22 protein-coding genes are annotated in these 26,012 nt (G+C 58.7%); 16 read left to right on the forward strand and 6 right to left on the reverse strand.

Annotated features, from left to right (window positions below; genetic code table 11):
* Positions 1 to 58: 58 nt before the first annotated feature.
* From FCS96_RS05730 to epmB, 3 genes are all read right to left on the reverse strand, one after another.
* Complete coding sequence (locus tag FCS96_RS05730) at positions 59 to 2,143, reverse strand: EAL domain-containing response regulator (protein ID WP_138439246.1); 2,085 nt, start codon at positions 2,141 to 2,143, stop codon at positions 59 to 61.
* Between the two features lie 192 nt (positions 2,144 to 2,335).
* Positions 2,336 to 4,141: a GTPase gene (locus tag FCS96_RS05735; protein ID WP_138439247.1), complete on the reverse strand. Its 1,806-nt coding sequence runs from the start codon at positions 4,139 to 4,141 to the stop codon at positions 2,336 to 2,338.
* 231 nt (positions 4,142 to 4,372) lie between these two features.
* Complete coding sequence (gene epmB / locus FCS96_RS05740; RefSeq protein WP_138439248.1) at positions 4,373 to 5,410, reverse strand: EF-P beta-lysylation protein EpmB; 1,038 nt, start codon at positions 5,408 to 5,410, stop codon at positions 4,373 to 4,375.
* A 45-nt stretch (positions 5,411 to 5,455) separates the two neighbouring features.
* On the opposite strand from epmB, the gene efp reads away from it, so the two are divergent.
* Both efp and epmA read left to right on the forward strand, forming a co-directional pair.
* Positions 5,456 to 6,031, forward strand: coding sequence for an elongation factor P (gene efp, locus FCS96_RS05745; protein ID WP_138439249.1), 576 nt, complete (start codon positions 5,456 to 5,458; stop codon positions 6,029 to 6,031).
* Between the two features lie 7 nt (positions 6,032 to 6,038).
* Positions 6,039 to 7,007 (forward strand): EF-P lysine aminoacylase EpmA, encoded by a 969-nt coding sequence (epmA, locus tag FCS96_RS05750; RefSeq protein WP_138439250.1) that lies wholly within the window; start codon positions 6,039 to 6,041, stop codon positions 7,005 to 7,007.
* Between the two features lie 44 nt (positions 7,008 to 7,051).
* On the opposite strand, the gene asd is transcribed toward epmA, so the two are convergent.
* Positions 7,052 to 7,906 (reverse strand): archaetidylserine decarboxylase, encoded by an 855-nt coding sequence (asd, locus tag FCS96_RS05755; protein ID WP_138439251.1) that lies wholly within the window; start codon positions 7,904 to 7,906, stop codon positions 7,052 to 7,054.
* Positions 7,907 to 8,080: 174 nt separating this feature from the next.
* Here asd and motA point away from each other — a divergent pair, with 174 nt between their 5' ends.
* Together motA and motB are read left to right on the forward strand one after the other, a co-directional pair.
* Positions 8,081 to 8,932 (forward strand): flagellar motor stator protein MotA, encoded by an 852-nt coding sequence (gene motA / locus FCS96_RS05760; protein ID WP_138439252.1) that lies wholly within the window; start codon positions 8,081 to 8,083, stop codon positions 8,930 to 8,932.
* A gap of 32 nt (positions 8,933 to 8,964) precedes the next feature.
* On the forward strand, positions 8,965 to 9,924 hold the full coding sequence (gene motB, locus FCS96_RS05765) for a flagellar motor protein MotB (RefSeq protein WP_138439253.1): 960 nt from the start codon (positions 8,965 to 8,967) through the stop codon (positions 9,922 to 9,924).
* A gap of 18 nt (positions 9,925 to 9,942) precedes the next feature.
* Here motB and rsgA read toward each other — a convergent pair whose 3' ends face one another.
* A complete protein-coding gene (rsgA, locus tag FCS96_RS05770) occupies positions 9,943 to 10,998 on the reverse strand; it encodes a small ribosomal subunit biogenesis GTPase RsgA (RefSeq protein ID WP_138439254.1) in 1,056 nt (351 codons plus the stop codon).
* 117 nt (positions 10,999 to 11,115) lie between these two features.
* Between rsgA and orn the strand changes: the two genes are divergently transcribed.
* On the forward strand, positions 11,116 to 11,658 hold the full coding sequence (gene orn / locus FCS96_RS05775; RefSeq protein WP_138439255.1) for an oligoribonuclease: 543 nt from the start codon (positions 11,116 to 11,118) through the stop codon (positions 11,656 to 11,658).
* Here the strand turns inward: orn and queG are convergent.
* Positions 11,653 to 12,732 carry a tRNA epoxyqueuosine(34) reductase QueG gene (gene queG, locus FCS96_RS05780; RefSeq protein ID WP_138439256.1) on the reverse strand — a complete coding sequence of 360 codons (1,080 nt, stop codon included), beginning with the start codon at positions 12,730 to 12,732 and terminating at the stop codon, positions 11,653 to 11,655. The two genes, orn and queG, sit on opposite strands and share 6 nt — an antisense overlap.
* 149 nt (positions 12,733 to 12,881) lie before the next feature.
* Here queG and FCS96_RS05785 point away from each other — a divergent pair, with 149 nt between their 5' ends.
* The 11 genes from FCS96_RS05785 to FCS96_RS05835 all read left to right on the forward strand — a co-directional run bounded on the left by FCS96_RS05785 (position 12,882) and on the right by FCS96_RS05835 (position 25,942).
* Entirely contained in the window at positions 12,882 to 14,441 is a 1,560-nt protein-coding gene (locus tag FCS96_RS05785; RefSeq protein ID WP_171040676.1) for an NAD(P)H-hydrate dehydratase, read from the forward strand.
* On the forward strand, positions 14,438 to 14,935 hold the full coding sequence (gene tsaE / locus FCS96_RS05790) for a tRNA (adenosine(37)-N6)-threonylcarbamoyltransferase complex ATPase subunit type 1 TsaE (RefSeq protein WP_138439257.1): 498 nt from the start codon (positions 14,438 to 14,440) through the stop codon (positions 14,933 to 14,935). Before FCS96_RS05785 ends, tsaE begins: the two co-directional genes overlap by 4 nt.
* Positions 14,936 to 14,995: 60 nt before the next feature.
* Positions 14,996 to 16,327, forward strand: coding sequence for an N-acetylmuramoyl-L-alanine amidase (locus FCS96_RS05795; RefSeq protein ID WP_138439258.1), 1,332 nt, complete (start codon positions 14,996 to 14,998; stop codon positions 16,325 to 16,327).
* Positions 16,328 to 16,347: 20 nt separating this feature from the next.
* Entirely contained in the window at positions 16,348 to 18,306 is a 1,959-nt protein-coding gene (gene mutL, locus FCS96_RS05800) for a DNA mismatch repair endonuclease MutL (protein WP_138439259.1), read from the forward strand.
* A gap of 6 nt (positions 18,307 to 18,312) precedes the next feature.
* Positions 18,313 to 19,356: a tRNA (adenosine(37)-N6)-dimethylallyltransferase MiaA gene (miaA, locus tag FCS96_RS05805; protein ID WP_138439260.1), complete on the forward strand. Its 1,044-nt coding sequence runs from the start codon at positions 18,313 to 18,315 to the stop codon at positions 19,354 to 19,356.
* Between the two features lie 33 nt (positions 19,357 to 19,389).
* The gene (gene hfq / locus FCS96_RS05810) at positions 19,390 to 19,641 is read left to right on the forward strand and encodes an RNA chaperone Hfq (RefSeq protein ID WP_041340987.1); all 252 of its coding nucleotides are present in this window, start codon (positions 19,390 to 19,392) and stop codon (positions 19,639 to 19,641) included.
* 115 nt (positions 19,642 to 19,756) lie between these two features.
* Positions 19,757 to 21,055 (forward strand): ribosome rescue GTPase HflX, encoded by a 1,299-nt coding sequence (gene hflX, locus FCS96_RS05815; RefSeq protein WP_138439261.1) that lies wholly within the window; start codon positions 19,757 to 19,759, stop codon positions 21,053 to 21,055.
* 79 nt (positions 21,056 to 21,134) lie between these two features.
* Positions 21,135 to 22,319, forward strand: coding sequence for an FtsH protease activity modulator HflK (gene hflK / locus FCS96_RS05820; protein ID WP_138439262.1), 1,185 nt, complete (start codon positions 21,135 to 21,137; stop codon positions 22,317 to 22,319).
* A 2-nt stretch (positions 22,320 to 22,321) separates the two neighbouring features.
* Positions 22,322 to 23,197, forward strand: a complete 876-nt coding sequence (hflC, locus tag FCS96_RS05825) for a protease modulator HflC (protein ID WP_138439263.1) — start codon at positions 22,322 to 22,324, stop codon at positions 23,195 to 23,197.
* Positions 23,198 to 23,381: 184 nt separating this feature from the next.
* Positions 23,382 to 24,563, forward strand: coding sequence for an ATP phosphoribosyltransferase regulatory subunit (locus FCS96_RS05830; protein WP_138439264.1), 1,182 nt, complete (start codon positions 23,382 to 23,384; stop codon positions 24,561 to 24,563).
* Between the two features lie 83 nt (positions 24,564 to 24,646).
* The gene (locus FCS96_RS05835) at positions 24,647 to 25,942 is read left to right on the forward strand and encodes an adenylosuccinate synthase (protein ID WP_138439265.1); all 1,296 of its coding nucleotides are present in this window, start codon (positions 24,647 to 24,649) and stop codon (positions 25,940 to 25,942) included.
* Positions 25,943 to 26,012: the final 70 nt, after the last annotated feature.

Below are 26,012 nucleotides of genomic sequence, written 5' to 3' on the forward strand. Positions count from 1 at the left end.
CTTTGTCAAAACAAAACGGCGCCCAATGGGCGCCGTTTTTTTGCCACAAGGCTCTGGGTCAGTGGTCTCCGAAGTCGTAGTTCATCTCCGGTACAGGCGCTTGCAGGTAGTAACCCTGAATGTAGTTGACGCCCGCTTGCCAGAGCGTGGCCAGGACGCCGGCATTTTCCACCAGCGGAATGATGGTCAGTTTGCCGCTGTTCTGCAGGGTTTTGACCATTTCCTTGACCTGTTCCTTGGCGGTGTCGTTCTTCTGGATTTCCTCAGTGAACGATCCGTCGATCTTCACGTAGTCGGTGTCGATGTGCTTCAAGGTGTTGAATGGGTTGAGCGCACAACCGAACTGGCCAATGGAGACCTTGCAGTGCAGTTCGTGAACGGCTTTGCTGAACTCCTTTGCCTGTTTCATGTAGTTGTTGGCATCCCCCTCCCGAATCTGGAAGACGAGGGAGTCCCCCGGCAGACGCGCGGCCTTGAGGGCTACGCTGAGCCAGGCCGTGAAGGTCTGGTCCTGCAGGGTTTCGGCCGTAATGTTCAGGAATAAGCGGGTGTCGTGCCCGTGTGACCGGTGATTGGACAACTGCTTGATGGTCTGCAGGATAACCCAGCGGTCGATCTTGATCGCGGTGTCAGCAGGGCCCATCGGTGGCAGGAAGTCGTAGGGTGAAACTTCCTCGTCGTCTTTGTCGAGCATCCGGACAAAGGCCTCGTAGTGCTCTTCGCCTTCACCCCGCAAGTTGATGATGGGCTGGAACAGCAGCTTGAAGCGGTTGTCTTCCAGCGCTTTCAGAATCGCCTCAACCGAGTTGCCCTCATCCAGGGATTCGTAATCGGTTGGGTTGTAGACCAGAACTCCATTGCCCTGTTCGTGACCTTCCTGCTTGCGCACCTCGGACGATGCCGTGTGTGCCCGGGCCATCAGCTCCTCGGCTTTCGGGGAATTCTCGGTGATGGCGGCAACACCGATGCTGACGGTGAACTGTACGGTTCGACCGTTAATATCAAACAGGTGATCCTCGACCGCCTTGCGGACGCGCTCGGCGTGGTCAGCCATGGCCTTTTCGTCACAAGGCTGGCACATGAGGCAGAAGGCGTCATCACTCAGGCGAGCGAGGATGACGTCTTCATCAACCTGTTGCTTTAGCAGGTTGGCCAGGTCGCTCAGCAGAAGGTCGGCACCAGCAATTCCGACCTGGCCTTTCATGCTCATGAAGTTGTCGAGTGCAATGTAGGCGAGGGCGCCGGTTTCATTGCGCTTGCCAGCTTTGCCAATGTTTTCGGCCAGGGCATCCATCAAATACTGACGGTTGAACAGACCGGTCATGAGATCCTGGCTGCTGATCTGACGCAGCTTTTCTTCCAGCTCGGCGTCGCTGTGTTCAGGCTGCAGCACGATCTGGGTACAGGTTTCGCCGTCGTAGGTGGCGGCTGATACCGACATGGTTACATTGAACTCGTGATCGTCGCTGCGGCGTGCAGTGCAATTCATGGTCATGCCATCTTTGCCCTTCTCGACAAAGGATTTCATGAACTCCTTGTATTTGCCCTGGCTTTCCGGAGTGAGAGTGTCGAGCACCGGAATGCAGATCAGGTCATCAATGTCGTCGTAGCCGAGGAACTCCATGTACGACTGGTTGGCATAGATGTGCATGCCGTCGTTGATATAGGCGATGGCGTCTTTGGAGCTCTCCAGCAGCAGTTGGCAGCGTTGTTCGGCTTCGCGTAGGTGGGATTCCAGAACGCGCCGCCGGCGGCGCTCTTCCAGCGCGGCGAGTTCGCGATTAACCGCCAGTACCAGTAGATCGGTGTGCTCGAAAGGAACCGTGTCCTGGGCGCCAGCTTTCAGCACCGCCACGGTGCGCTCACGGCTTTGTTCTTCGGTTAGCAGGATGAACGGGATGTCCTTATCCATCCGGCGAATCATCGCCAGAGCGTCGTCGGCACTGAATTCCTGTTCCAGGTCCCGGGCCAGCAGCAGATCCCAGTTGCCGGCTTTCAGGGTTTCTTCAAGGTCTTCTTCCGAGGTGATGCGGTGCGCGCGGGTGGCCTTGCCAGAATTTCTGAGCAGGCTGACCAGCGACTCGGCATCGTTTTGGTCTGGATCAAGGATCAGCAGGTGTACAGTCGCGTTCTTTTTCTGCATTCGTAAGGCGTCTCGTGGTGCGCGTTGGGATAGGCCGGTCCAGATCTTCCATCGGGCGCGGGGGCAACCGTTGTCTTGCTTTTGGCATGGTTTGCCTGCGCCTGCTGGCCGGGCTGTCACTAAGCTGAATGATGCAGCGGATAGTCGTCAATAACAACCCTGTGGCCGATGGGATCCCGCTGTTGATCGCGTCTACAGCGATGGCCACAGTGAATCGAATTCATCCTCACTCGCACCGGAGGGAGTGTCCGGGGCGCAGGCCGAAGGCACAGAGACATTGTGAAGTTTCAATTCAAACTGGCTGATGCTTCCCGTCGAAGACACTTTATTGGACAGGTGCCCCTGGTCTTCCCGGCCGTCATGCAGCAGCGAGATGCGGCTGCCTGATTGGAACGGCAGTCTAGGGGTAATCAAAGTCGCTGACTGATTGACCACGCTGATTTCAGGTAGCAGTAAGCCCCGCAGGTATTCACTGCTGTTGCCGACCTTCTGGATCAGTTTCACGCCGCAGGGTGAGGCGCTGGGCGCCAGCAGTTCGATTCCGATCTGGGTTCCGTGATGCTTGATTTGCCGAATCCAGCGAACCACCGCGACGCTCCAGGGATGGGAGCTCTGCTCGCGCACGCCCATGATCTCACCCGCTTGCAGTGAGGTGGGGACATTGCTTTCCCAGGCCACACAGTAGCCGCCTGGGCTGGTGTTGATCAGCAGGGCGTGGTGGGAGCTTGGCCGGTTTTTGTCAGCAACCTGGCGGGAAGCGGTGCCATAGCTGCCACGAAAGGTGATCGGTGCATCCGCGGAGTGCCGGGCATCGTCGCTGGGGGAGACGTCGTGGGCTCCCGCCCAGGCATCATTGCTCTGCTGGGCTGAGCGGATGAACATGTTCTCCTCACTGCGGTGACCATTCTCATTACCACTGACAAACTCGGTAAAGGTCTTTTCGCCAGCGACAAAATAGTGCGCTGCAGTGAGGCCAACACACACTTCCAGCATGCCCTGGCTGGCAATGCGGTTGAAGTTGCGCTTGGCCAGAATGCCCAGGGCCTGGCTCAGGTGAGTTAGCAGGGTGTCGCTGACCTTGGCGGGCACGTGGAGTGCGCTCTCGCCCTTGGTTTTGTTACGGCGGGCATTCAGCGTATCCGAGATCATGGCGGACAGGTCCCTGGTGTCGAAGTCGAAGCTGTCGTCGCCGGGGTTGTGGTCCAGCAGGCTGCGGTAGATCGGAGGGTTGTCGCCCTCCATGTTGACAACGAACAGGCTGTCTTTGCCAATGTCGGGGGCGCAGCGGGTGTAATCGCTCCAGGCCTCGAACAGTTCGTAGACTTGCATGAGCTCTGGCTGGCGCAGTTGGTTCGGGCGCGCACTGCCCAGCAGTAAAATCCGTTTGTAGGCATCCGCTATCGAGCTGGCACGGCGGTGCAGCAGGCTGTGGTCTTCCACTTCGGTGTCTGCGAGCTTGTTTCTGACGGCAAACCGGTACAGTCGATGGCACTCCAGCCAGCTCCTCGCAGGACTCGGGCAATACAGCTGGTGGGAACGAACAATGGTCGCTGCCAGCTCGGAAATGGCCCGATGTGTGGCAATAATAATGGGCTTGCGGTTGCGTTCTGCGCCGCCGTTGTCCAGGAACTCCAGGACGCAGAGTTTGTAGCCCGCGGACAGATGCAGTTGCAACGCCTGGGACAGGTTGGCAATTTTGCGCTGTTTTTCTGGCAGAGCGACGGCCATGCCGAGGTAATGACGGGAAAGTTCATCGCACACGAACTGGATTTTCTCCCGGATCAGCTCCAGGAACTGCAGCCGTTGCTGGGGTGGCGTGAACAGGTGGTTGAGCTCGATGATGGCATGGTAAAGCTGACGTGAGACCTCGCCAATGTTGGCCATTGGCAATTGTTCGATCCAGCCCCTGAATGCTTTGGGCGTGGTGTCGCAAAAAGACAAGCTGGCCGTTTTTTGTTCTGGGACTCGAAGATCTGGTTTCAGATTGATGCCTTCCATGAGTTCACGCCACTGTTGAGAGTCACGGTAAGGTTCCTCAGGTGATGCGGAGGGGCAAACGACTTACGTGCTATTTGCCTATTTGCCCACAGCGCCATGGAAAAGCCGTGAAGAGTATTTTTTTGGTAATCGTTACATAACATTAAGATAGCAATCCCGTTACAAAAAGCGAACGCGCCACAAGTTAACAATCTTTGACAGGTGCCTGCGGGTGTTTTTTCGAGAACTCTATCACGAAAACAGATTTAGGGGCGTCTTGCCATCTCGCCCGGGAACCTCTCGCACCAGTTTAGGCACCAGGAATCCCGGCAGCCGACTCAGAAGGTCCCGGACCAGGCCCCGGGCCTCGTCGTCAGACACATCGTAATGATGCGCGCCCTCGACTGGATCGAAGGCGTGCAGGTAATACGGCAGTACACCGGCATCAAACAGGGTCTCACTAAGTGCTTCCAGAACCTCGGTGCTGTCGTTGACTCCTCGCAGGATAACGCTCTGGTTCAACAGCGTAACGCCGGCGTCTCGCAATTGTTCGAGTGCGGCGCGCGTGGCCGAGTCAACCTCGTGCGGGTGGTTGATGTGCAGCACCATCACCACCTGCAGCCGCGTTTTTTTCAGCCAGGCAAGCAGCGACTCGCAGACGCGCTCTGGAATCACCACCGGCAGACGGGTGTGCAGGCGCAGGCGTTTGAGGTGAGAAATAGCCCCAAGCTCATTTGCCCACTGGGCAAGCAGCCGATCGTTGACGGCCAGGGGGTCGCCGCCGCTGAGAATCACTTCGTTGATTTCCGGGCTCGCCGCCAGGGTCTCGACAATGTGCTGCCGGTCCCGAGGGCTCAGGCGCTGATCCTCGTACGGGAAGTGGCGCCGGAAACAGTAGCGGCAGTTAACCGCGCACTGACCGGTAACCATGAGCAGGGCGCGGCTGCGGTATTTGCGGATCAGACCGGTGGTCTGGATAGCACCGTCTTCTTCCAGGGGATCGCGGACAAACCCCGGAACCCGCAGGGCTTCATGGCTCACCGGTAACACCTGCCGCAGCAGCGGGTCGTTGGGATCGCCTTTGCGCATGCGGGCCAGGAATGGCTCCGGAACCCTCACCGGGAACAGTTGATGTCCGGCCCTGGCTCCCTGAAGCCAGCGTTCGGGCGACAGGTTCAGCCGTGCCAGCAGTTCCTCCGGGCAGGTGATCGACTCAGAGAGCAGTTGCTGCCAGCTGGGGCGGTCCTCAACAAGGTGGGCTTCTATACGGGTGGGGGTTCGCTGTATCATAGCGACCTTCGAATTTTTAACTGCATTTTGTCAGGTGAACATTTCATGGCTTCATATTCTACCAACGAATTCCGCAGCGGTCTTAAGGTTTTGCTCGATGGCGACCCTTGTATCATGCTTGAAAACGAGTTCGTCAAGCCGGGGAAAGGTCAGGCCTTTAACCGCGTAAGACTGCGGAATCTCATGACCAACCGGGTCTGGGATCGCACGTTCAAGTCGGGTGAGAGCCTCGAAGCCGCTGACGTGATCGATCAGGACATGGAGTACCTGTACACCGATGGTGAATTCTGGCACTTCATGCTGACCGATGGTTCCTTCGAGCAGTACCCGGCAGACGCCAAGGCGGTCGGTGATACCGTGAAGTGGCTGAAAGAACAAGACGTGTACACGGTTACGTTGTATAACGGCGCGCCGTTGACGGTTACGCCGCCGAACTTCGTCGAGCTGGAAGTGGTCGACACCGATCCCGGCATGAAAGGTGACACCGCTCAGGGCGGCTCCAAGCCCGCGACCTTGTCGACCGGTGCGGTGGTCAACGTACCGCTGTTTATCACCATTGGCGAAGTGCTGAAGGTCGACACCCGTTCGGGTGACTACGTTAGCCGCGTTAAAGGCAACTGATCCCGGAATGACCGAAGATTCTGTCTGGCGGCCTTCCGCCTCGCCGGCAGCCCTGAAAAGCCGTGCACAACAGTTGGCGTTTGTGCGCGGCTTTTTTGCTGAACGGGAGGTCATGGAAGTGGAAACGCCGGTGCTGGCGCAGCACGGCGTGACTGACGTGAACCTTGACGGTGTCGCGGCCGACGTGTCGGCGGCGGAGCGCAAGGGTGGCTGGCTCCAGACTTCCCCGGAATACCATATGAAGCGGCTGCTCGCGGCCGGATCCGGTTCGATCTATCAGATTTCCAAAGTGTTCCGGAACGGCGAGCGCGGCCGGCGGCATAACCCCGAGTTCTCCATGCTGGAGTGGTATCGGGTCGGGTGCGATGATGCGGCGCTGATGGTCGAGGTGGCAGATCTGGTGTGCGACTGGCTGGGCTGTGCCCGCCCTGCGCAGGTGTCCTACCGGGATGCGATGCTGACTTGGGCCGAGGTGGATCCGTTTGAGTTCAGCGATCAGGATTTGCGCCAGCGCTGCGAGCAATGGCTGGAGCCGGCACAGATCGCGGAATTGGATCGGGACGGGTGTCTGGACCTGCTGATGAGTTTTGCGGTGGAGCCGAATCTTGGCCAGCATACTCCGGAATTCGTCGTCGGCTATCCCGCTTCCCAGGCGGCCCTGGCGCGAGTTTCAGTGGTGGATGGTCATCCGGTGGCGCATCGCTTTGAGCTGTATATCAATGGCCTGGAGCTGTGCAACGGCTACTGGGAATTGATCGATGCCAGCGAACAGCGCCGCCGCTTTGAGGCTGATAATCAGCTCCGGCAGCAGTCGGGCAAGCCCGGTATGGCGCTGGATGAGGCTTTTCTTTCGGCCGTCGAGGCCGGATTGCCCGATTGCGCCGGGGTGGCGCTCGGGCTGGACCGGTTGCTGATGCTTAAGTTGGGCGCCCGGGATATCGCCGAGGTGCTGGCGTTTCCCTTCGAGCGTGCCTAGCCTGCGAGCCATAGACCAAGCTTAGGCCACCCTTAGGCCCAACCTTAGGCGAGAGTTCCGAAGGCCTCGCCCACACGCACCGTTTTGCCGGCAACCTGATCGTCGTTCCAGGTTGCCGCGCCTTTGGGCATGACCATCACTACCGTTGAGCCCAGGCGGAAGCGCCCCATTTCCTCGCCCTTGGCGAATGCTCGCGCCTCATCGCCCTCGTAGCGCGTAGTTGTGACCTCGCCGTCGCCGGGCGCTACAACGCCAGACCACACGGTCTCAACACTGCCAACGATCATGGCGCCGACCAGTACCAGGGCCATGGGCCCGGCTTCGGTGTCGAATATGCAGGCCACCCGTTCGTTACGTGCAAACAGGTTTGGAACGTTCTCAGCTGTGACCGGATTCACCGAGAACAATTTGCCCGGAATGTACACCATCTCGCGCAAAGTGCCCGCCAGGGGCATGTGGATTCGGTGATAATCCTTGGGCGACAGGTAGATGGTCGAAAATTGGCCGTCCGCGAAGGTGTTGGCCCACTGCGGATCGCCGCCGAGCAATTCTGTCAGGCTGAAGGACTGTCCTTTTGCCTGAAATACGCGATCGTTGTTCACCTGGCCCAGTTGACTGATGGCACCATCGACTGGACTGACCAAGGTTTTTTCACCCTCGGCAATGGGTCTGAGGCCTGGTTTTAGGGCACGGGTAAAAAACGCATTAAAGCTGGGGTACGCGGTTGGATCGGGTTCGGCCGCTTCGCTCATGTTTATGCCGTAGCGGCCGATAAACCATTTGACGACGCGATTCTTGAGTGCCGGGTTACGATCATTGTCTGCCAAGCGCCCAGCCAATCGGGAAACCGAAAGTTGGGGCGTGACGTACTGACTCAGGACAAACAACTTGCTTAGCATTAAGAGTAACCCTTTGAGCTCAAAGGCGCGCATTCTACCAAAGTCTGGCCTCTGTATAGAAATTGTTTCCTGGCTTCTCCCGTGGTGTGAAGCCTTGCTATTATCGAAACCCAAAATAGAGCGGACGCCGGCGGTGTCCGACGATAATCAAAAAACAAGGCGTGCATTCTTCCCATGTTATTGATCATTGGTGCAGCGGTTGTCCTCGCCAGCGTGTTGGGCGGTTATGTCCTGCATGGCGGAAATCTGGCAGTACTCTGGCAGCCCACCGAGGTGCTGATTATTTTCGGCGCGGCGGTGGGCGCGTTTGTGATTGCCAACCCCATGCATACGGTTAAGAAAGTATGTCAGGGCGTCCTGGGTCAGTTGACTGGGTCGCCGTTTAACAAGTCCTTTTATGTAGATTTGCTGAGTTTGATGTACGAGATTTTTGATAAATCTCGCAAACAGGGCGTGATGGCAATTGAGGAGGACATCGACAATCCTGAATCGAGCCAGATCTTCAGCCGTTATCCGGCAATCATGAAATCCAAGGACCTGCTCGCGTTCATCACCGATTATCTGCGCATCATTAGCTCAGGGAACATGGCCACCCACGAGCTGGAAGGCATGATGGAGAATGAAATCGACAGCCGCCAGCATGAACTGGAGGAGCCGTCGCATGCGGTACACAAGGTTGCGGATGCCCTTCCGGGGTTGGGAATTGTGGCTGCGGTCCTCGGTATCGTTATTACCATGAATTTCCTGTCGGAAGGACCGGAGCGGATCGGCTTGAGTGTCGCTGCGGCTTTGGTCGGCACCTTTCTCGGTATTTTTATGGGGTACGGTTTTGTCGGGCCGGTTTCAATGGCCATGGAGCATTCCGCCAAGTACGAGCTGAAGGCGTACGAGTGTGTGAAATCGTCTATCGTCGCCACGCTTTCGGGTCAGGCTCCCCAGATGGCCATCGAGTTTGGTCGTAAGGCGCTGCCAACCGACAAACGGCCAGGTTTCCAGGAATTGAACGATCACGTTCGATCCAAATGATTCCTGACCACATCTTGATCCGGAGCTGATTCGTGGAACAACAACCGATCATCATCAAGCGCAAGAAGGTTGTTGCCGGTGGTCACCACGGTGGTTCGTGGAAGGTGGCGTTTGCTGATTTTGCCACTGCTATGATGGCCTTCTTTCTGGTCCTTTGGCTGACAGCTACTGCCTCTCCCGAGCAGATAAAGGCGGTCGAGGGCTATTTTCGGGATCCGGTCGGCTTTACAGACGGTGGCTCGCCCAATCCGGTGGATCTGGGGGGCAGTGCCTCGGTGGTCAATGAAGCCAGTTCGGATGTGGAGTCCAGCGACGTTCAAATTGAAGACGAGGTGGTTGACCAGCTTTCCGAGACGCTGGAGCAGCGTCGCATGGAGGAGTTGTTTCAGGAGCTGAAGGAGCGTATTGAGCAGAATCAGACGCTTCAGGAGTTCAAGGACCAGTTGTTGATCGACATCACCGACGAGGGCTTGCGCATCCAGATTGTTGATCGCTCCGGCCGGCCCATGTTCGATAGCGGGCGTGCCGAGCTGAAGTATTATTCCCAGGACATCCTGTTTGAACTGGCGAAGACTCTCGGGTCGGTGGACAACAAGCTCAGCCTCACCGGGCATACCGATGCCACGCCGTTCAAAGGGCGGCCTGGCTACACTAACTGGGAGCTCTCGGCGGACCGCGCAAACACTGCGCGCCGGGCGCTGGTTGCCGGCGGTGTCGGTCAGGAGCAGATTGGCCGGGTGGTGGGCTTGAGTGATTCGGTGTTGTTCGAGAAGAGCGATCCGACCGCGCCGGTCAACCGCCGGATCTCGATCATCGTGCTAAACAAGCGCGCCGCCCAGGGCATTCAGGACAGCGCCAGCCAGGGCGACGAGCCGTTGATCGATCTCACCAAGCCAACCGAGGAAGATAAACAGGAGGCTATGGACCGGCTAGAGAGTGGCGAATGGCTGGAGGAAAAGCCAGAGCCAGAACCCGGCGAGCTGAACTGGTAGGGCGCAGGGTTGCCAGGTTCAGTCCAGTTTGAGGCCTCGGGCCTGCTGCTCCGCCATATCCAGTAGAATTCTGTGAAAGCTTCTCCGGCGTTCCGGGCTGATTCGGCCCGCTTCTGCCGCGGCGTCGATGGCGCATCCGGGGTCGCCCATGTGGCGGCAGTTCCGGAATTTGCAGTGACCCATCTCATCCCGAATCTCACGAAACCCGTACTCGATCTCCTGTGGTGTCATGTGCCATAGGCCGAACTCCCGGATGCCCGGAGAGTCAATCAGGTCACCGCCAATAGGCAAATGGAACAGCCGGGCGGTGGTGGTGGTGTGTACGCCCTTACCGGTGCTCTCAGACACCGCGCCGACCCGGATTGCCTCGTCCGGTATCAGGGTCTGGATAATCGATGACTTACCAACCCCCGATTGACCCACGAATACGCTGGTCTGGTTTTTCACCAGGGCTTCAACTTCCGGTGCCGGCCGGTCGCCGGATTCTGCTGCCGAGGTGCGAATCACCTCATAGCCCAAGGCCTCATAGCGCGCCAGTAGCGCATCGATGTGATTCCGGTTGCGGTCGGTAATGAGATCGGTCTTGTTGAGCAGGATGACCGCCGGAATGTCGGTGATTTCCGAGGCCACCAGGTACCGGTCGATCAGGTTGTCGTGGGGTTCGGGCTCCGCAGCCAGCACCAGAATGATGTGATCAATATTGGCGGCGACTGGCTTCAGGGCACCAAAGTTGTCGGGGCGCTGGAGCAGATTCTGGCGCTCACAGCGGGCTACGATAACCCCGGATTCGTTGCGCCCGGGCCGCCAGATGACCTTGTCACCGGTGACAAGGCTGTCGATGTTGGCGCGTACGAAGCAGCGAATGACCTTGCCGGTGTGCTCCCCCTCCAGGCCTTCGACATCCAGCTGCTGGCCGTAGTGGGCGATGATCAGCCCTTCCTGTTCCTGGCCCAGCTCGCCGGCATCGGCCTGTTCCTGAACCACTTTCTCCTTCCGTGCGGCGCGCGCAGCGCGCTCCTCCTGGACTTTTTTGATTCGGAATTGTTGCTGCTTGTTCAGTCGCCGTTTTGCCATTAAGGATCAGTTGCCAGTAATCGGTGGAGTGAGGTGTTACATCATACGTTAATCGGCCACAATACACAGGGGATGTCCCAACTCCACCACCAAGACACTGAACGTTAGGAACTGATAATGGCAGAAGGCGATCGCTTAGTTTGGATTGATCTGGAGATGACCGGCCTGGATCCGGAAAAGGAACGGATCATCGAAATGGCCACCATCATCACCGATTCGGAGCTGAATGTTGTGGCAGAGGGCCCGGTCATTGCCGTGCATCAGCCCGACAGCCTGCTGGATGCGATGGACGAATGGTGCACCAACACCCACGGTGCCAGTGGCCTGACCAAGCGCGTCAAGGAGAGTGCCATTGACGAGGCCCAGGCCGAGCAGCAAACGCTGGAATTTCTGCAGCAACACCTGGAAGCGGGCAAGTCGCCCCTGTGCGGCAACAGCATTGGCCAGGATCGCCGGTTCCTGGTGAAGTACATGCCCCGTCTGGAAGGCTTTTTCCACTACCGCAATTTGGATGTCTCTACCATCAAGGAACTGGCGCGGCGCTGGCGGCCTGATGTGCTGGCAGGAGTGAAGAAACAGGGCAGCCACCTGGCCCTGGATGATATTCGCGACTCCATCAGCGAGCTGCGTCACTACCGGGATACCTTCTTCAAACTATAGGCCGTGCTGCTTCAAGGCCCACTGCACGTGTTCGCGGACCATGTCATCCGGATGGTCTGCGCGCTGTTTCAGGGCCTCGATGACCGGGATGGTCGAAGGCGCGTTGCCAAGCCCCACGGCCAGATTCCGGAGCCAGCCCCGATAACCTGTCCGCCGGATGGCGGACCCTTCGGTCCGTTTCAGGAATTGCTCTTCCGTCCAGAGAAACAGCTCGGCCAGAGAGCTGTTGTCCAGCCCGTGTCGGGGCTGAAAATCATTCTCCCCCGTCGGTTTGCTGAATTTCTGCCACGGACAGACCAACTGGCAATCGTCGCAACCAAAGACTCTGTTACCCATCAACGGTCTCAGTTCTTCCGGAATGCTGCCCCGCAATTCAATGGTGAGGTAGCTGATGCAGCGCCTGGCATCAAGCTGGTGTGGGCCTACGAAGGCGTCGGTTGGGCAGAGGTCTAGGCAGGCTGTGCAGCTGCCGCAGTGGTCGGTTTCGAACGGGGCGTCCACCGGCAGTGGTGCACTGGTGAAGATCTCGCCCAGAAAGAAAAACGAGCCCGCTTTCGGGTGAATCAGCATGTTGTTCTTGCCGATCCAGCCCAGGCCTGCACGCTGGGCAAGTGCTCGTTCGAGCACCGGGGCGCTGTCCACAAAGGCGCGATACTCGTAACCGCTGAGTGCTTCGTCGATCCAGTTTGCCAGGGTCGCTAGCCGCTTCCGGATCAGCTTGTGATAGTCGCGGCCAAGGGCATAGCGCGTAACGTAGGCGCCTTCCCGGTTAGTAAGTGCTTGTTTTGGGCTGTCCGGGGCGGGCAGGTAGTCCATGCGCACCGAGATCACCCTGGCGGTTCCGGGCACAAGCGAGCGAGGCGTGTAACGCTTGTCGCCGTGATAGCCCATGTACTCCATTTCGCCGTGATAGCCCTCAGCTAGCCAGTCCTGCAGATGTTGGCCGTGTTCGCCGGTGTCGGGCAGGGTGATGCCCAGATCGGCAAACCCGAGTTCCCGCGCCCAGCCCCGGATGCGGGTGACCAGGTTGGAAAAATCCTCGGTGGTGCTTGGTTGGTCAGGTGCTGCGCTCATGGGGCCTGCTGCGACGTCGGCAACTCATTGAAAATCAGTATGCCAAACTTTAATTTGATTAAGTTATGACCTTTTTGCCCGTTTTGCTATGCTTTACAGGTATCTGGCCAATTTTCTTAAACCGGTTTCTGTAACGGGAGCAAAGGCTTATGCCGCCGTCCCAGGTGGGCAGTTTACCAGACACGCTGTTTTCCGCCGATGCTGTGCGGGAGATTGACCGCTATGTGATTGACCAGCAGGGCGTGGATGGGTTCGATTTGATGCAGCGTGCGGCCTATTCGGCGTTTCGGCGGCTGGTCCGGCAGTGGCCGGAGGCGAAGTCGATTCTGGTGCTGTGTGGCGCTGGCAACAACGGCGGAGACGGCTATCTGGTGGCCGCCAATGCTGCGCGTCACGGTATCGGCGTACATTGTGTTGCTGTGGCGCCCACCAAGAAACTGACCGGCGATGCTCGCAAAGCCTGGCGGAAAGCCGTCGCTGATGGAGTCGAGGTGCAGGAATTAGCAACCTTGACCGCCGAGACACGGGAGACCCTGTTCAGAGGGGCTGATGTGTTGGTCGATGCCATGCTGGGTACCGGCGTGTCGGGTGTCCCAAGGGAGCCCTTCGCCGGCCTGATTGCCCAGTGCAATCATGGGTCGGCACCCATTCTCGCAATCGATCTGCCGTCGGGACTGAATGCGACTACCGGAGCTGCCGAAGGCGACGTGGTAAGGGCTGATCTGACGGTTACCTTCATTGGGCTGAAAAGCGGACTGTTCACCGGACAGGGTTCTGCTGTGTGCGGCACAGTAGCGTTCGAATCGCTTGATACTGAAACAGGTGTCAGCCGGAGCGGGCAGCGACCGCTGGCATGCCGTCTCGACTGGCCCTCGACCATGCCCTGGCTGCCCAAAAGGCCGGCGAATGCCCACAAGGGGCGCTTCGGGCATGTTCTGGTGGTGGCCGGTGACCGGGGGTTTGGTGGCGCGGGCCTGATGGCGGCTGAGGCTGCGGCCCGCTCAGGTGCCGGGCTGGTAACGCTGGCCACGCGACCGGAGCATGTGACCGCCGCCCTGGCGCGTTGCCCATCAATTATGGCGCATGGCCTGATTCACGGTTCTGAGCTGCCGCCGCTGCTGGAATCGGTCTCGGTGGTGGTGTGTGGGCCTGGTATGGGGCAGGGCGCCTGGGCTCAGCAGATGCTGGAGCAGGTTCTTGACAGCGGCAAGCCTAAGGTACTTGATGCCGATGCCCTGAACCTGCTGTCAAAGCGGGTGGCGGTGCCGGCGGAAAACCAGATTCTGACCCCGCACCCGGGTGAGGCAGCCAGGTTGCTGGGTTGCCTGGTTCCGGAGGTAGAGGCTGACCGGATGGCTGCAGCGCGCACGCTCCAGTCGATCTATGGCGGTACGGTTTTGCTTAAAGGCGCAGGTACGGTGATTGCGTCTGACCGGGAAACTGTTGATATTGTCAGCGGCAGTAACCCGGGTATGGCAACCGGTGGCATGGGGGACGTCTTGTCCGGCATCATCGGTGCGTTTTACGGGCAGCTCGATAATGCCCGGCAGGCGGCAGCGTTGGGGGCGTCGGTGCACTTGGCTGCGGCCAACCGGGCATCGGTGGAAAAAGGCTTTATGGGATTGATTCCAACGGACGTGATCGACATCTTGCCTGCGGTATTGCGTGAGTCGGAAACGCTCAACATACAGGGTCGGGAGGAGCCATGAGCATTTTTGGGAATGAGCGCCGCCTGTTTCTGGAAGGCGAATCGGAGACCGAGCATCTGGGCCAGGAGCTGGCGCGTTGCGTTGTCGCCTCTGGTGAAGGTTTGATCGTCTTTTTAGACGGTGACCTGGGCATGGGCAAGACCACCCTGAGCCGCGGGGTTATGCGTGGGCTTGGGCATCAGGGCGCGGTGAAGAGTCCGACCTATACCCTGGTGGAGCCCTACGAGGACTTGCAGCCGCCAGCGTATCATTTTGATCTTTACCGGGTCGGCGATCCCGATGAGCTGGAGTACATGGGCATCCGGGATTATTTTTCGGGCCAGTACCTGTGCTTGATTGAGTGGCCCGAGCGAGGCAAGGGGCTGTTGCCCGAACCGGACGTTGAGATACACCTTGAGCGCGAGCGTGATGGTCGTTCGGTGGTGCTGCGGGCGGGTTCGGAGCGGGGTGCATCCCTGTTGAACCAATTAGAACTGATCGGGCCCGGTCACTGAAGTTTTCGGGCTGTGTCGTTTGTTAAGCAGGACAGCAGTATGAGCAAGGTAAGGTCAACAATGAGCGTATGGGCAGGTATCGCGGCTGTGTTGCTGTTTTCTCTGTCCCTGACCGTTCAGGCTGCTACCCGGGTCGAAGGCGTGCGGGTGTGGCCGGCGCCAGATCATACGCGCCTGGTGCTGGATACCGAGGGTCAGGTTGCGCACAACATTTTTTCACTGCAAAGCCCGTCGCGCCTGGTCATTGATTTAAAGAACACCAACCTGAAAGCAGATTTCGGCAAACTGGATCTCTCCGGCAGTCCGATTCGCCGGATTCGAAGCGCACCCCGCAATGGCAATGACTTGCGGGTGGTTCTTGACCTCAAGAGTAAGATCAAGCCCCGGAGCTTTCAGCTTGAGCCCAACGATCAGTACGGTCATCGTCTGGTGATTGATCTGATAGACGAGGATGGCAGTCGCCTGGAAAAGGCCGCCAAGCCAACGGTGACCCAGGAATCTGGCGGCAAACGGGACGTGATTGTGGTGATTGATGCCGGTCACGGAGGCGAGGATCCTGGCGCCATCGGGCCCAGAGGCACCCGTGAAAAAGACGTGGTGCTCAAGATGGCGAAAACCCTGGCAGAGTTGATCAACGACAAGCCGGGCTACACCGCCAAGCTGACCCGAACCGGTGATTATTACATCGGCTTGCGCAACCGGACCCTGCTGGCACGGAAATACAATGCCGATCTGTTTGTGTCGATGCACGCCGATGCGTTTCGCACGCCACAGCCTAAAGGCGCCTCGGTCTTTGCGCTGTCCCAGCGTGGAGCCACCAGTGAAACCGCGCGCTGGCTGGCACAGAGCGAAAACCGGTCGGATCTGACCGGCGGCGTGTCCCTGGATGGACGGGACGACATGCTCGCTGGGGTGCTCCTGGATCTGTCCATGACCGCAAGTATCAACGCCAGTCTGGGCGTTGGTAGTTCGGTGTTGGGCAAGCTGGGCGGCGTGGCCAAGCTGCATAAATCTGGCGTTGAGCAAGCCGCCTTCGTTGTGCTGAAATCCCCGGATATCCCGTCGATTCTGGTTGAAGCCGGCTTCATCTCCAATCCCACAGAAGAAAAGAACCTGGCCACCCAGTGGTACCGGAGTCGTCTGTCCAGCGCGATCATGAAAGGAATCGACGATTATTTCCGCAAGACGCCACCGCCGGGCACTCTGCTGGCGTGGCAGAAGCAACAGCGCCAGGGTGGCAGTTCCGTTAGTCATTACCGGATCCAGCGCGGGGATACGCTGTCGGGCGTGGCTCGGAGAAACCAGACCACCGTCAGCGAACTGATGCAGTTTAACGGCTTGCGGGATGACCGTGTTATGGTAGGGCAGACCATTCGAATTCCTGCATCCTGATCAAGAGGTTTCCCCGAAACATGCCCCCCATTCAATTGCTCTCGCCGCGGCTCGCGAACCAGATCGCTGCTGGCGAGGTGGTGGAGCGCCCCGCGTCTGTCGTAAAAGAACTGGTTGAAAATGCTCTCGACGCCGGTGCCGACCGGGTCGATGTGGAGATAGAGCAGGGTGGCGTCAAACTGATTCGGGTCCGGGATGACGGCAGCGGTATAGAAGAGCAGGATTTGCCGCTGGCGCTCAGTCGCCATGCCACCAGCAAGATTGTCAGCCTGGACGACCTGGAAGCCGTGGCCTCCCTGGGTTTCCGGGGTGAAGCCCTGGCCAGTATCAGTTCCGTTTCCCGCCTTACCCTGACCTCGCGCACCGCAGCCCAGGAGGCGGCCTCCCGGGTTGAGGTGGAGGGGCGCGACATGGATGCCCGCATTTCACCAGCGGCGCACCCGGTGGGCACCACCGTGGAAGTGCGTGATCTGTTCTTCAATACGCCGGCCCGCCGGAAATTCCTGCGCACGGAAAAAACCGAATTTAACCACGTTGAAGAGTGCGTCCGCCGCCAGGCGCTCAGCCGCTTCGATGCCGGCTTCACGCTGCGCCATAACCAGCGCGTGGTGCAGAGCCTGCGTCCGGCAGAATCGCCGCTCGACAAGGAGCGTCGCATCGGTGCCTTGTGTGGGCAGCAGTTCATCGACAACGCCGTGCTCATCGATGCCGAAGCCACTGGCCTGAGGTTGTGGGGCTGGGTGGCACTGCCAACGTTCTCCCGCAGCCAGGCAGACCTGCAGTACTTCTTCGTCAACGGCCGGGTTATCCGGGATCGCCTGGTAGCCCATGCTGTTCGCCAGGCCTATCGGGATGTGTTGTACAACAATCGTCATCCGGCCTTTGTGCTGTACCTGGAAGTGGATCCTGCGACGGTGGATGTGAATGTCCACCCAACCAAGCACGAAGTCCGTTTTCGGGATGGTCGGCTGGTGCACGATTTCATCTTCCGCACCCTGCACAAGGCGCTGGCGGATGTCCGTCCGGACGATCACCTGCGGGGCGCCGTGGCCCAGTCCTTTGGCCGCGAGAATGCTCAGGCGTCGCCCGGCGTGGCTGGACATCCTGATCCCTCGACGCAGGCCTGGTCGGGCCAGCCGACTGGTTTCCAGGCCGCGCCGTCGCCGGGCATGCCTCAAGGTAGTGGTCAGGGCTACCCGTATCCCGGGCAGTCCTTTTCACAAGCCCATTCACAAGGCCAGTCAAACCCCCAGCCCCAGCAGGAGTGGCACGCCAGCGATCAGATGGCGTTTTACAATTCCCTGAACGCCGGTGGTGGCGTCGAATCCGGAAGTTCGGCGGCACCGGTCGGTGGATCTGAGGCGATTCCCACACCGCCCATGGACGGCGATGCAGAACCGCCACTGGGTTATGCCATAGCCCAGTTGCACGGCATCTACATCCTGGCGCAAGGGCGTGCTGGCATGATTGTCGTGGATATGCACGCGGCGCACGAACGCATTACTTACGAGCGCATGAAGCGCGCCCTGGCGGAACAGGATCTCAAGAGTCAGCCTCTTTTGGTGCCGCTGTCCATGGCGGTGAGCCAGAAAGAGGCCGCGCTGACCGAAACCCACGGCGATGACTTGCGTCAGCTCGGTTTGCAGATCGAGCGCATTGGTCCCGAAACCCTGGCCGTCAGGCAGGTGCCGGCACTTTTGCGAGGCGCCGACAGTGAGCAGCTGGTCCGGGATGTCCTGGCCGACCTGATCGAGCACGGTCAGAGCGATCGGGTCGAGGCGGTCACCCACGAGTTGTTGGGAACCATGGCATGCCATGGTTCGGTGCGGGCTAATCGCCAGTTGACGATTCCGGAAATGAATTCACTCCTGCGTGACATGGAAGCGACAGAGCGCAGTGGCCAGTGCAACCACGGTCGTCCGACCTGGACCCTGGTCACTTTGTCGGAGCTGGACAAGCTGTTCCTGCGGGGGCGCTGATCAGCCATGACCGTGCCAACGACTGACGCCGTCGAAAAGCCGCCGGCCATTTTCCTGATGGGGCCGACGGCTTCGGGCAAGACCGATTTGGCCATTGAGCTGTGCAAGCGCCTGCCCTGCGACATTATCAGCGTCGACTCGGCGATGATTTACCGGGGCATGAATATCGGCACTGCCAAGCCTTCCGCAGACGAACTGGCGCAAGCCCCCCACCGGCTGATCGATATTTGCGACCCCGCCGACACCTACTCGGCCGCAGATTTCCGGACCGATGCGCTGGCTGAAATGGCCAGGATTACCGAGGCTGGCCGAATTCCGTTGCTGGTCGGCGGCACCATGATGTACTTCAAGGCACTGATCCATGGCATGTCCGGGCTGCCGGCCGCCAGCCCGGAGTTGCGGCGTGCACTGGAGCAGGAGGCTGAGCAGCGGGGCTGGCAGGCGCTGCATCAGGAGTTGCAGGAGCAGGATGCTGTGGCCGCCAGGCTGATTCATCCCAATAATCGTCAGCGTTTATTGCGGGCGCTGGAGGTAATCCGGCTGACTGGGAAGCCGATCTCGTCGTTCTGGGAGGCAGAGAGTAGAAGTTCGCCCCAAAAGCAAGGCGGTGCAGTGGAGGATTACACCTATTTCACCCAATGGCAGGCAGACGAAGGGGGTTCCCTTCCGTATACTGTAGCTCAGCTTGCCGTGGCGCCGTCCGAGCGGCGGACGCTTCACGAGAGGATCCATCAGCGCTTTTTGAGCATGCTGGATGCCGGTTTCCTCGATGAAGTACGTGCGCTGATGAACCGGGGTGATTTGCACCCTGATCTCCCTTCCATGCGCTGTGTCGGTTATCGTCAGGCCTGGGCCTATTTGTCCGGTGAAGACGAGTACGACGCGTTTGTCAGCAAGGGAGTCGCTGCGACGCGCCAGTTGGCGAAACGACAGTTAACCTGGTTGCGAAAGTGGTCTGATGTGGACTGGCTGCAGAGTGAAGAAAAAGATATCACTGGCGCTGCCTTGAAAAAAATCATACTTCGCACCACATTTAACTCTGAAAATTGACGATCTGCATTTACTAAAAACAGGAGAACACACATGTCAAAAGGGCACTCGTTACAAGACCCTTACCTTAATGCCTTGCGCAAAGAGCGCATCCCGGTTTCTATCTTTCTGGTTAACGGCATCAAACTGCAGGGCCAGATTGAATCATTCGACCAGTTCGTGATTCTGCTGAAAAATACTGTCAGCCAGATGGTCTACAAGCACGCTATCTCTACTGTGGTACCTGCCCGCAATGTTCGCATTCCGCAGCAGAACCCGGCCGGTGAAGGTGAGTTGGAAGACTGATTTGCCCGGTTTGCCGGTGGTATCACCCGCGTTGCTGAAGAACTCCAGGGTTTTGAGGGCGCGGGTGTTTGTTTTTTAGAAGTAAGCCATTCTACCGTTTCGGAGTTGACACTACTTGTTTGAGCGTCCGGATGTTGGTGAGCGGGCGATTCTCGTCCACATTGATTTCACCTCCTATGAAGATGCCGAAGATCTCGGTGAGTTTCGGGAACTGGTTACCTCGGCCGGCGTTGAGCCTGTTGCCACGATCAATGGCTCACGCAAACAACCCAGTCCCCGCCTGTTCGTCGGTGAGGGTAAGCTGGAAGAAATTCGTGACGCCATCAGTGCCAACGGCGCCGACGTCGTGCTCTTCAATCACGCCCTGAGCCCAAGCCAGGAGCGCAATATTGAGCGGGACCTGAAGTGTCGGGTACTGGACCGCACCGGCGTTATTCTGGATATTTTTGCCCAGCGGGCGCGAACCCACGAAGGCAAGCTGCAGGTTGAGCTGGCCCAGCTGGAGCACATGTCGACCCGGCTGGTACGGGGCTGGACCCACCTTGAGCGCCAGAAAGGTGGTATCGGGCTTAGAGGGCCGGGTGAGACCCAGCTTGAAACTGACCGACGGCTGCTGCGTGAACGCATCAAGTCGATCCACAAGCGTCTGGAAAAGGTTCGCCGGCAGCGTAATCAGGGCCGTCGCGCTCGAACCCGCGCTGACATTCCGACGGTTTCCCTGGTTGGCTACACCAACGCCGGCAAGTCCACGCTGTTCAACCGAATCACAACATCCAGCGTATATGCTGCTGATCAGTTGTTCGCAACCCTGGATCCGACGCTGCGTCGGCTGGAGTTGCCCGACATCGGCGCTGTGGTGATGGCGGACACCGTAGGCTTCATCCGCCATCTGCCGCACAAGCTGGTTGAGGCGTTTCGGGCCACGCTGGAAGAAACCACGGAAGCGACCCTGCTGCTGCATATCATTGACTGCTTTGACAGCCGCCGCGATGAGAACATCGAGCAGGTGGAAGAGGTGCTGGCGGAAATTGGCGCGGACGAGATTCCGGTGCTCCAGGTGTTCAATAAAATTGATATGCTTGAGAACTTTACCCCCCGGGTTGAACGGAATGAGGATGGAGTGCCGGTGCGGGCGTGGGTTTCCGCCGTTACCGGAGAAGGTCTGGGCGGCTTGTACGATGCCATCGTAGAGCGTTTGGCCGAAGATGTGGTGCATCATTTCGTGCTGCTCGGTCCAACCGACGGAAAATTACGGGCTCTGCTGCATGAAGCCGGGTCCGTGTTGAGTGAAACGCATCGGGAGAGCGGTGATGCCGTGCTTGAGGTGCGATTGCAGAATCGGGACTGGTTGCAACTACTGAGCCGTGCCGGTATGAACGAAGAATCGGTTCGTCTTGACGATGGTCACGCCTGAAACAGGGTAAGCTATTGCCGGGACGACGATAAATCCCTAGTATTTGCAGCCATTCTACAAGTCAGGAACGGAGAGCACTATGGCCTGGAACGAACCGGGTGGAAACCGCAACGACAACGACCCCTGGGGTACCGGTGGTCGTCGCGGCGATGATCAGGGGCCGCCAGACCTCGACGAGGCGCTGAAAAAGGGTCTCGACAAGCTGAATCGTATGCTGGGCGGCAAAGGCAAGAAGTCTGGCGGAAGCGGTGGCAGCACTGGCGGCAGCGCCGGTGGCTTTGGTGCCATTATCGCGTTGGCCAGCATTTTGGTGGTTGGTTACGTGGTCTTCCAGTCCTTCTACACGGTGGACGAGCAGGAGCGTGCCGTGGTTCTGCGATTCGGTGAGTACAACCGTACCGAGAACCCGGGTCTGCGCTTTAAAGTCCCATTGATCGACGACGTCACCAAGGTTCGCGTCACCAACGTCCGCACCGCAGAATCCAGCGGCCAGATGCTGACCCAGGACGAGAACCTGGTCACCGTTGATCTCCAGGTCCAGTATCGGGTAGCGGACGCACAGGCTTATGTCCTTAACGTTCGGGATTCGAATCAGGCGCTGGCGTTTGCGACCGACAGTGCGCTGCGTCACGAAGTGGGCAGTTCCTCATTGGACGACGTGCTGACTGAAGGCCGGGCCGAACTGGCCGTGCGGGTTGAGCAGCGCTTGCAGCGATTCCTGGGCGAGTATGGCACTGGTCTGGAAATTGTCCGCGTTAACGTCGAGAGCACTCAGCCGCCACCAGCGGTGCAGGACGCCTTCCGTGAGGTCCAGCGTGCTCGGGAAGACGAGCAGCGTGTTAAAGAAGAGGCCGAAACCTATCGTAACAAGGTGGTTCCGGAGGCTCGCGGTCAGGCTCAGCGCATGATCGAAGAAGCAAACGCCTACAAGCAGGAAGTGATTGAGCGAGCTCGCGGTGAAACCGCACGCTTCCTCGAGCTGCTGGCGGTGTACCAGCAGGCGCCCACGGTAACTCGTGACCGTTTGTACCTGCAGGCACTCGAATCCGTGCTGTCCAACAGCAGCAAGATCCTGGTGGACACCAAGAGCAGTGGCAACATGATGTACCTGCCGCTGGATCGCTTGACTCAGGGCTCGCTGCCACGCAGCGGTGGACAGTCTTCAGGCGGCGGTAGCAGCCAGATGGACATCCAGGACCTGACCGATCAGGTGATCAAGGAACTGCGTACCAGACAGGATACTAATGTTCGGAGGAGCAGATAATCATGGGACCTAAAGGTGTAGTGGGTCTTGCAGGCGCCCTCATTGTTGTCCTGCTGGTACTGTCCAGTGTTTACATCATTCCGGAAACCCACCGGGGTGTAATGCTGCGATTCGGCGAACTGGTTGAAACTGACATTCAGGCCGGTATCCATTTCAAGGTGCCGGTGATTGATCAGGTCCGGGAGTTTGATATCCGGGTACTGACCATGGATCTGCCGTCACGCCAGTATCTGACCATCGAGAAGAAGCCGCTGGATGTGGATTCTTACATCGCATGGAAGATTCTGAACGTCGACCAGTTCTACCGCGCGACCGGTGGCGACGAGTACCGTGCCCAGTCTCTGCTGTTGTCCCGTGTGGACAACGGCCTGCGGGACGAGTTCGGTATCCGCACTATGCACGAAGTAGTGTCTGGTCAGCGGGACGAACTCATGCACGCCCTGCGTGACCGGGTAAATGAGACGTCGGTGAAGGAATTTGGTATCGAAGTTCTCGACGTACGGGTAAAGGCGATCGAATTCCCGGGCCAGGTCAGTGAAAACGTTTATCGTCGGATGGCGACCGAGCGTGAAAAGCTGGCTCAGGAATTCCGCTCTCGCGGTCGTGAGTTGGCTGAAGGTATCCGTGCCGATGCTGATCGTCAGCGCACGGTCACACTGGCTGAAGCCTTTGCTGAATCCGAAGAAACCCGAGGTGAGGGTGACGGTCAGGCGGCGACGATCTACGCCGATGCCTATGGTGCGAATGCCGAGTTCTACAGTTTCTACCGTAGTCTCCAGGCGTATCAGAATACCTTCTCCAGTAAGGACGACATCATGGTCATTGATTCCGACAGTGACTTCATGAAGTTCCTCAAGGACCCTCAGGGCGGCCGCTGAAGTCGGGCACCCTGAGTTCGAAAAACCGGAATACCTCGGTATTCCGGTTTTTTTGTGTCGGCCAACCGTGTAAAATTCTGACGGTTTTGTTCCCGGTTTTTTCCTGCCGAGGAATTCGCCCTAAATCCTGTGTAATCCCCACGGCCTTTTGTGCCGGAGCGGGTCTGACGGACAACGTAATCTCATGACAGTATCTGATCGCTGGTTACTGCCGGACGGGGTAGAGGACATTCTGCCGCCGCTGGCCGGACGGATCGAATCCCTGCGTCGGGATGTAATGGATACCTGCCAACGCTGGGGCTACCAGCTTGTAATCCCTCCGCTGATCGAGTATCTCGAGTCGCTGTTTACCGGTACCGGGCACGACCTGGAACTCCAGACCTTCAAGCTGACCGATCAGCTGACTGGCCGGATGATGGGCGTGCGCGCGGACATGACGCCACAGGCGGCTCGCATCGACGCCCACACTTTGGGTCATGAGGGAATCACTCGCCTGTGCTACGCGGGGCATGTTCTGCATACCCGCCCGAAGCACATGCTCACCGGCAGGACTCCGATCCAGGCAGGCTGTGAGTTGTTCGGCAGTGAGTCCGAGTCGGCCGATCTCGAAGTGATCAGCCTGATGCTTGAGTCTCTCCGGGTCGCGGGACTGCCGCGTATTCATCTCGATCTGGCACACGTGTCCATCTACCAGAGTCTGATTGGCGAGGCTGATTTCAGCCGGGATACCGAAGCCGCCATCTTTGACGCCATGGCCCGCAAGTCGGTGCCGGAACTGAACCAGCTTCTGGGCGACTGCCCGGCCGGTACGCCAGGCGCCCGCCTGCGCGAGCTGGCCAGGGTCAGCGGTGGCCCCGAGGCGCTGGAGCAGGCCCGTAGGATTCTTAAGGGCGCATCCGACGAGCTAGATGCGGCCCTGGATAAACTGGGCCGGGTCTGCGACATGCTGGCGCGGGATTACCCCGAGGTGAGCGTAGGCTTCGATTTCTGCGAACTGCGTGGTTACAACTATCACACCGGGCTGGTATTTGCCGCCTACGTACCGGGCCACGGTGATTCCGTGGCCAAGGGTGGCCGCTACGATGCCATTGGCAGCGATTTTGGCCGTGCCCGTCCGGCAACCGGATTCAGCCTTGATATCCGTGCCCTGGTGTCTCTTGGCGAGCGGGTCCAGAAAAACAGTGGAGCGGTCTGGGCGCCCGCTGACGAGGATCCGGCCCTGGAAGGCGTGATCTCCGGTCTCCGGTTGACGGAGACGGTGATCCGGGCACTTCCGGAAGATGCCAATGCAAATCCGGCCGCCAGAGGCTGCGACCGGAAACTGGTCAAACAGGGCGGCCAGTGGGTCGTTGAGAAGCTGGGCTGAGGCCCGTCGGGCCTTGGTGAACTTATTTACAGGTAAATTTGCGAAACGCCTGTCCCTTGGGGCAGCCGCATTGAGAGAGAATCATGGGTAAAAACGTTGTTGTGCTGGGCACCCAATGGGGTGACGAAGGCAAGGGTAAAATCGTTGATCTGCTGACCGACAAGGTCGCGGCCGTCGTCCGTTTCCAGGGTGGCCACAACGCCGGTCACACACTGGTGATTGACGGCAAGAAGACTGCCCTGCACCTGATTCCATCCGGTATTCTGCGTCAGCACGTTTATTGCCTGATTGGTAACGGCGTGGTTCTGTCACCGGAAGCACTGTTGAAAGAAGTCCGTGAGCTGGAAGCCAACGGCGTTGCCGTGCGCGACCGCCTGCGCATCAGTCTGGCTTGCCCGATCATCCTGCGTACCCACGTCCGTATTGACCAGGCCCGTGAACGTGCCCGTGGCAACGACAAGATCGGTACCACTGGTCGTGGTATCGGGCCTGCGTACGAAGACAAAGTGTCCCGCCGCGGTGTTCGTCTGGGCGACCTGTTCAATCCTGCGGATTTTGAGGCCAAGTTGCGGGAGATCATGTCTTACCACAACTTCGTATTGACCGAGTACTTCAAGGAAGAGGCCGAGGATATCGATGCGGCCCTGGCCGAGCTCATGGAAATGGGTGAGGAAATCCTTCCGATGGCGGCAGATGTCACCGACATGCTGCACGATTTCCGTAAGCGTGGTGAGCACATCCTGTTCGAAGGCGCCCAGGGTTCACTGCTGGACATCGACCTCGGTACCTATCCGTACGTGACCTCCTCGAATACCACTGCCGGCGGTACCGCCACCGGTTCCGGTGTTGGTCCGCTGTTCCTGGATTATGTGCTGGGGATTACCAAAGCCTACACCACCCGCGTCGGTTCCGGTCCGTTCCCCACTGAGCTGTTTTGCGATATGGGGCATCACCTGGCCGTAAAGGGCAATGAAATTGGCACCACTACCGGCCGTTCGCGCCGTTGTGGCTGGTTCGACGCGGTCGCCCTGCGTCACGCCATTCAGATCAACAGTGTGTCGGGCATCTGCCTGACTAAGCTGGACGTTCTGGACGGCATGGAAACCGTGAAGGTGTGTGTCGGCTACAAGACGCCGAAGGGCGAAATTACCCGTCCGCCGATCGGTTGTGGTACCTACTCCGACATCGAGCCGGTCTACGCGGAACTGCCGGGCTGGAGCGAGAGCACGGTGGGGCTGACCAGCGTTGAGCAGCTGCCTGAGAATGCCAAGGCCTACATCCGCTTCCTTGAGGAGCAGATCGAGGCGCCGATCGATATTATTTCGACCGGGCCAGATCGGATCGAAACCATTGTCTTGCGTCACCCGTTTGGTGAGTAATCCGCAAGAATAAAAAAAGCCGCCACACAGGAAACTGTCTGGCGGCTTTTTTGTGCCTGTCTTTATCCGG

This window comes from Marinobacter alexandrii (assembly GCF_005871205.1).
In the GTDB taxonomy this organism is placed as follows: Bacteria; Pseudomonadota; Gammaproteobacteria; order Pseudomonadales; family Oleiphilaceae; genus Marinobacter; species Marinobacter alexandrii.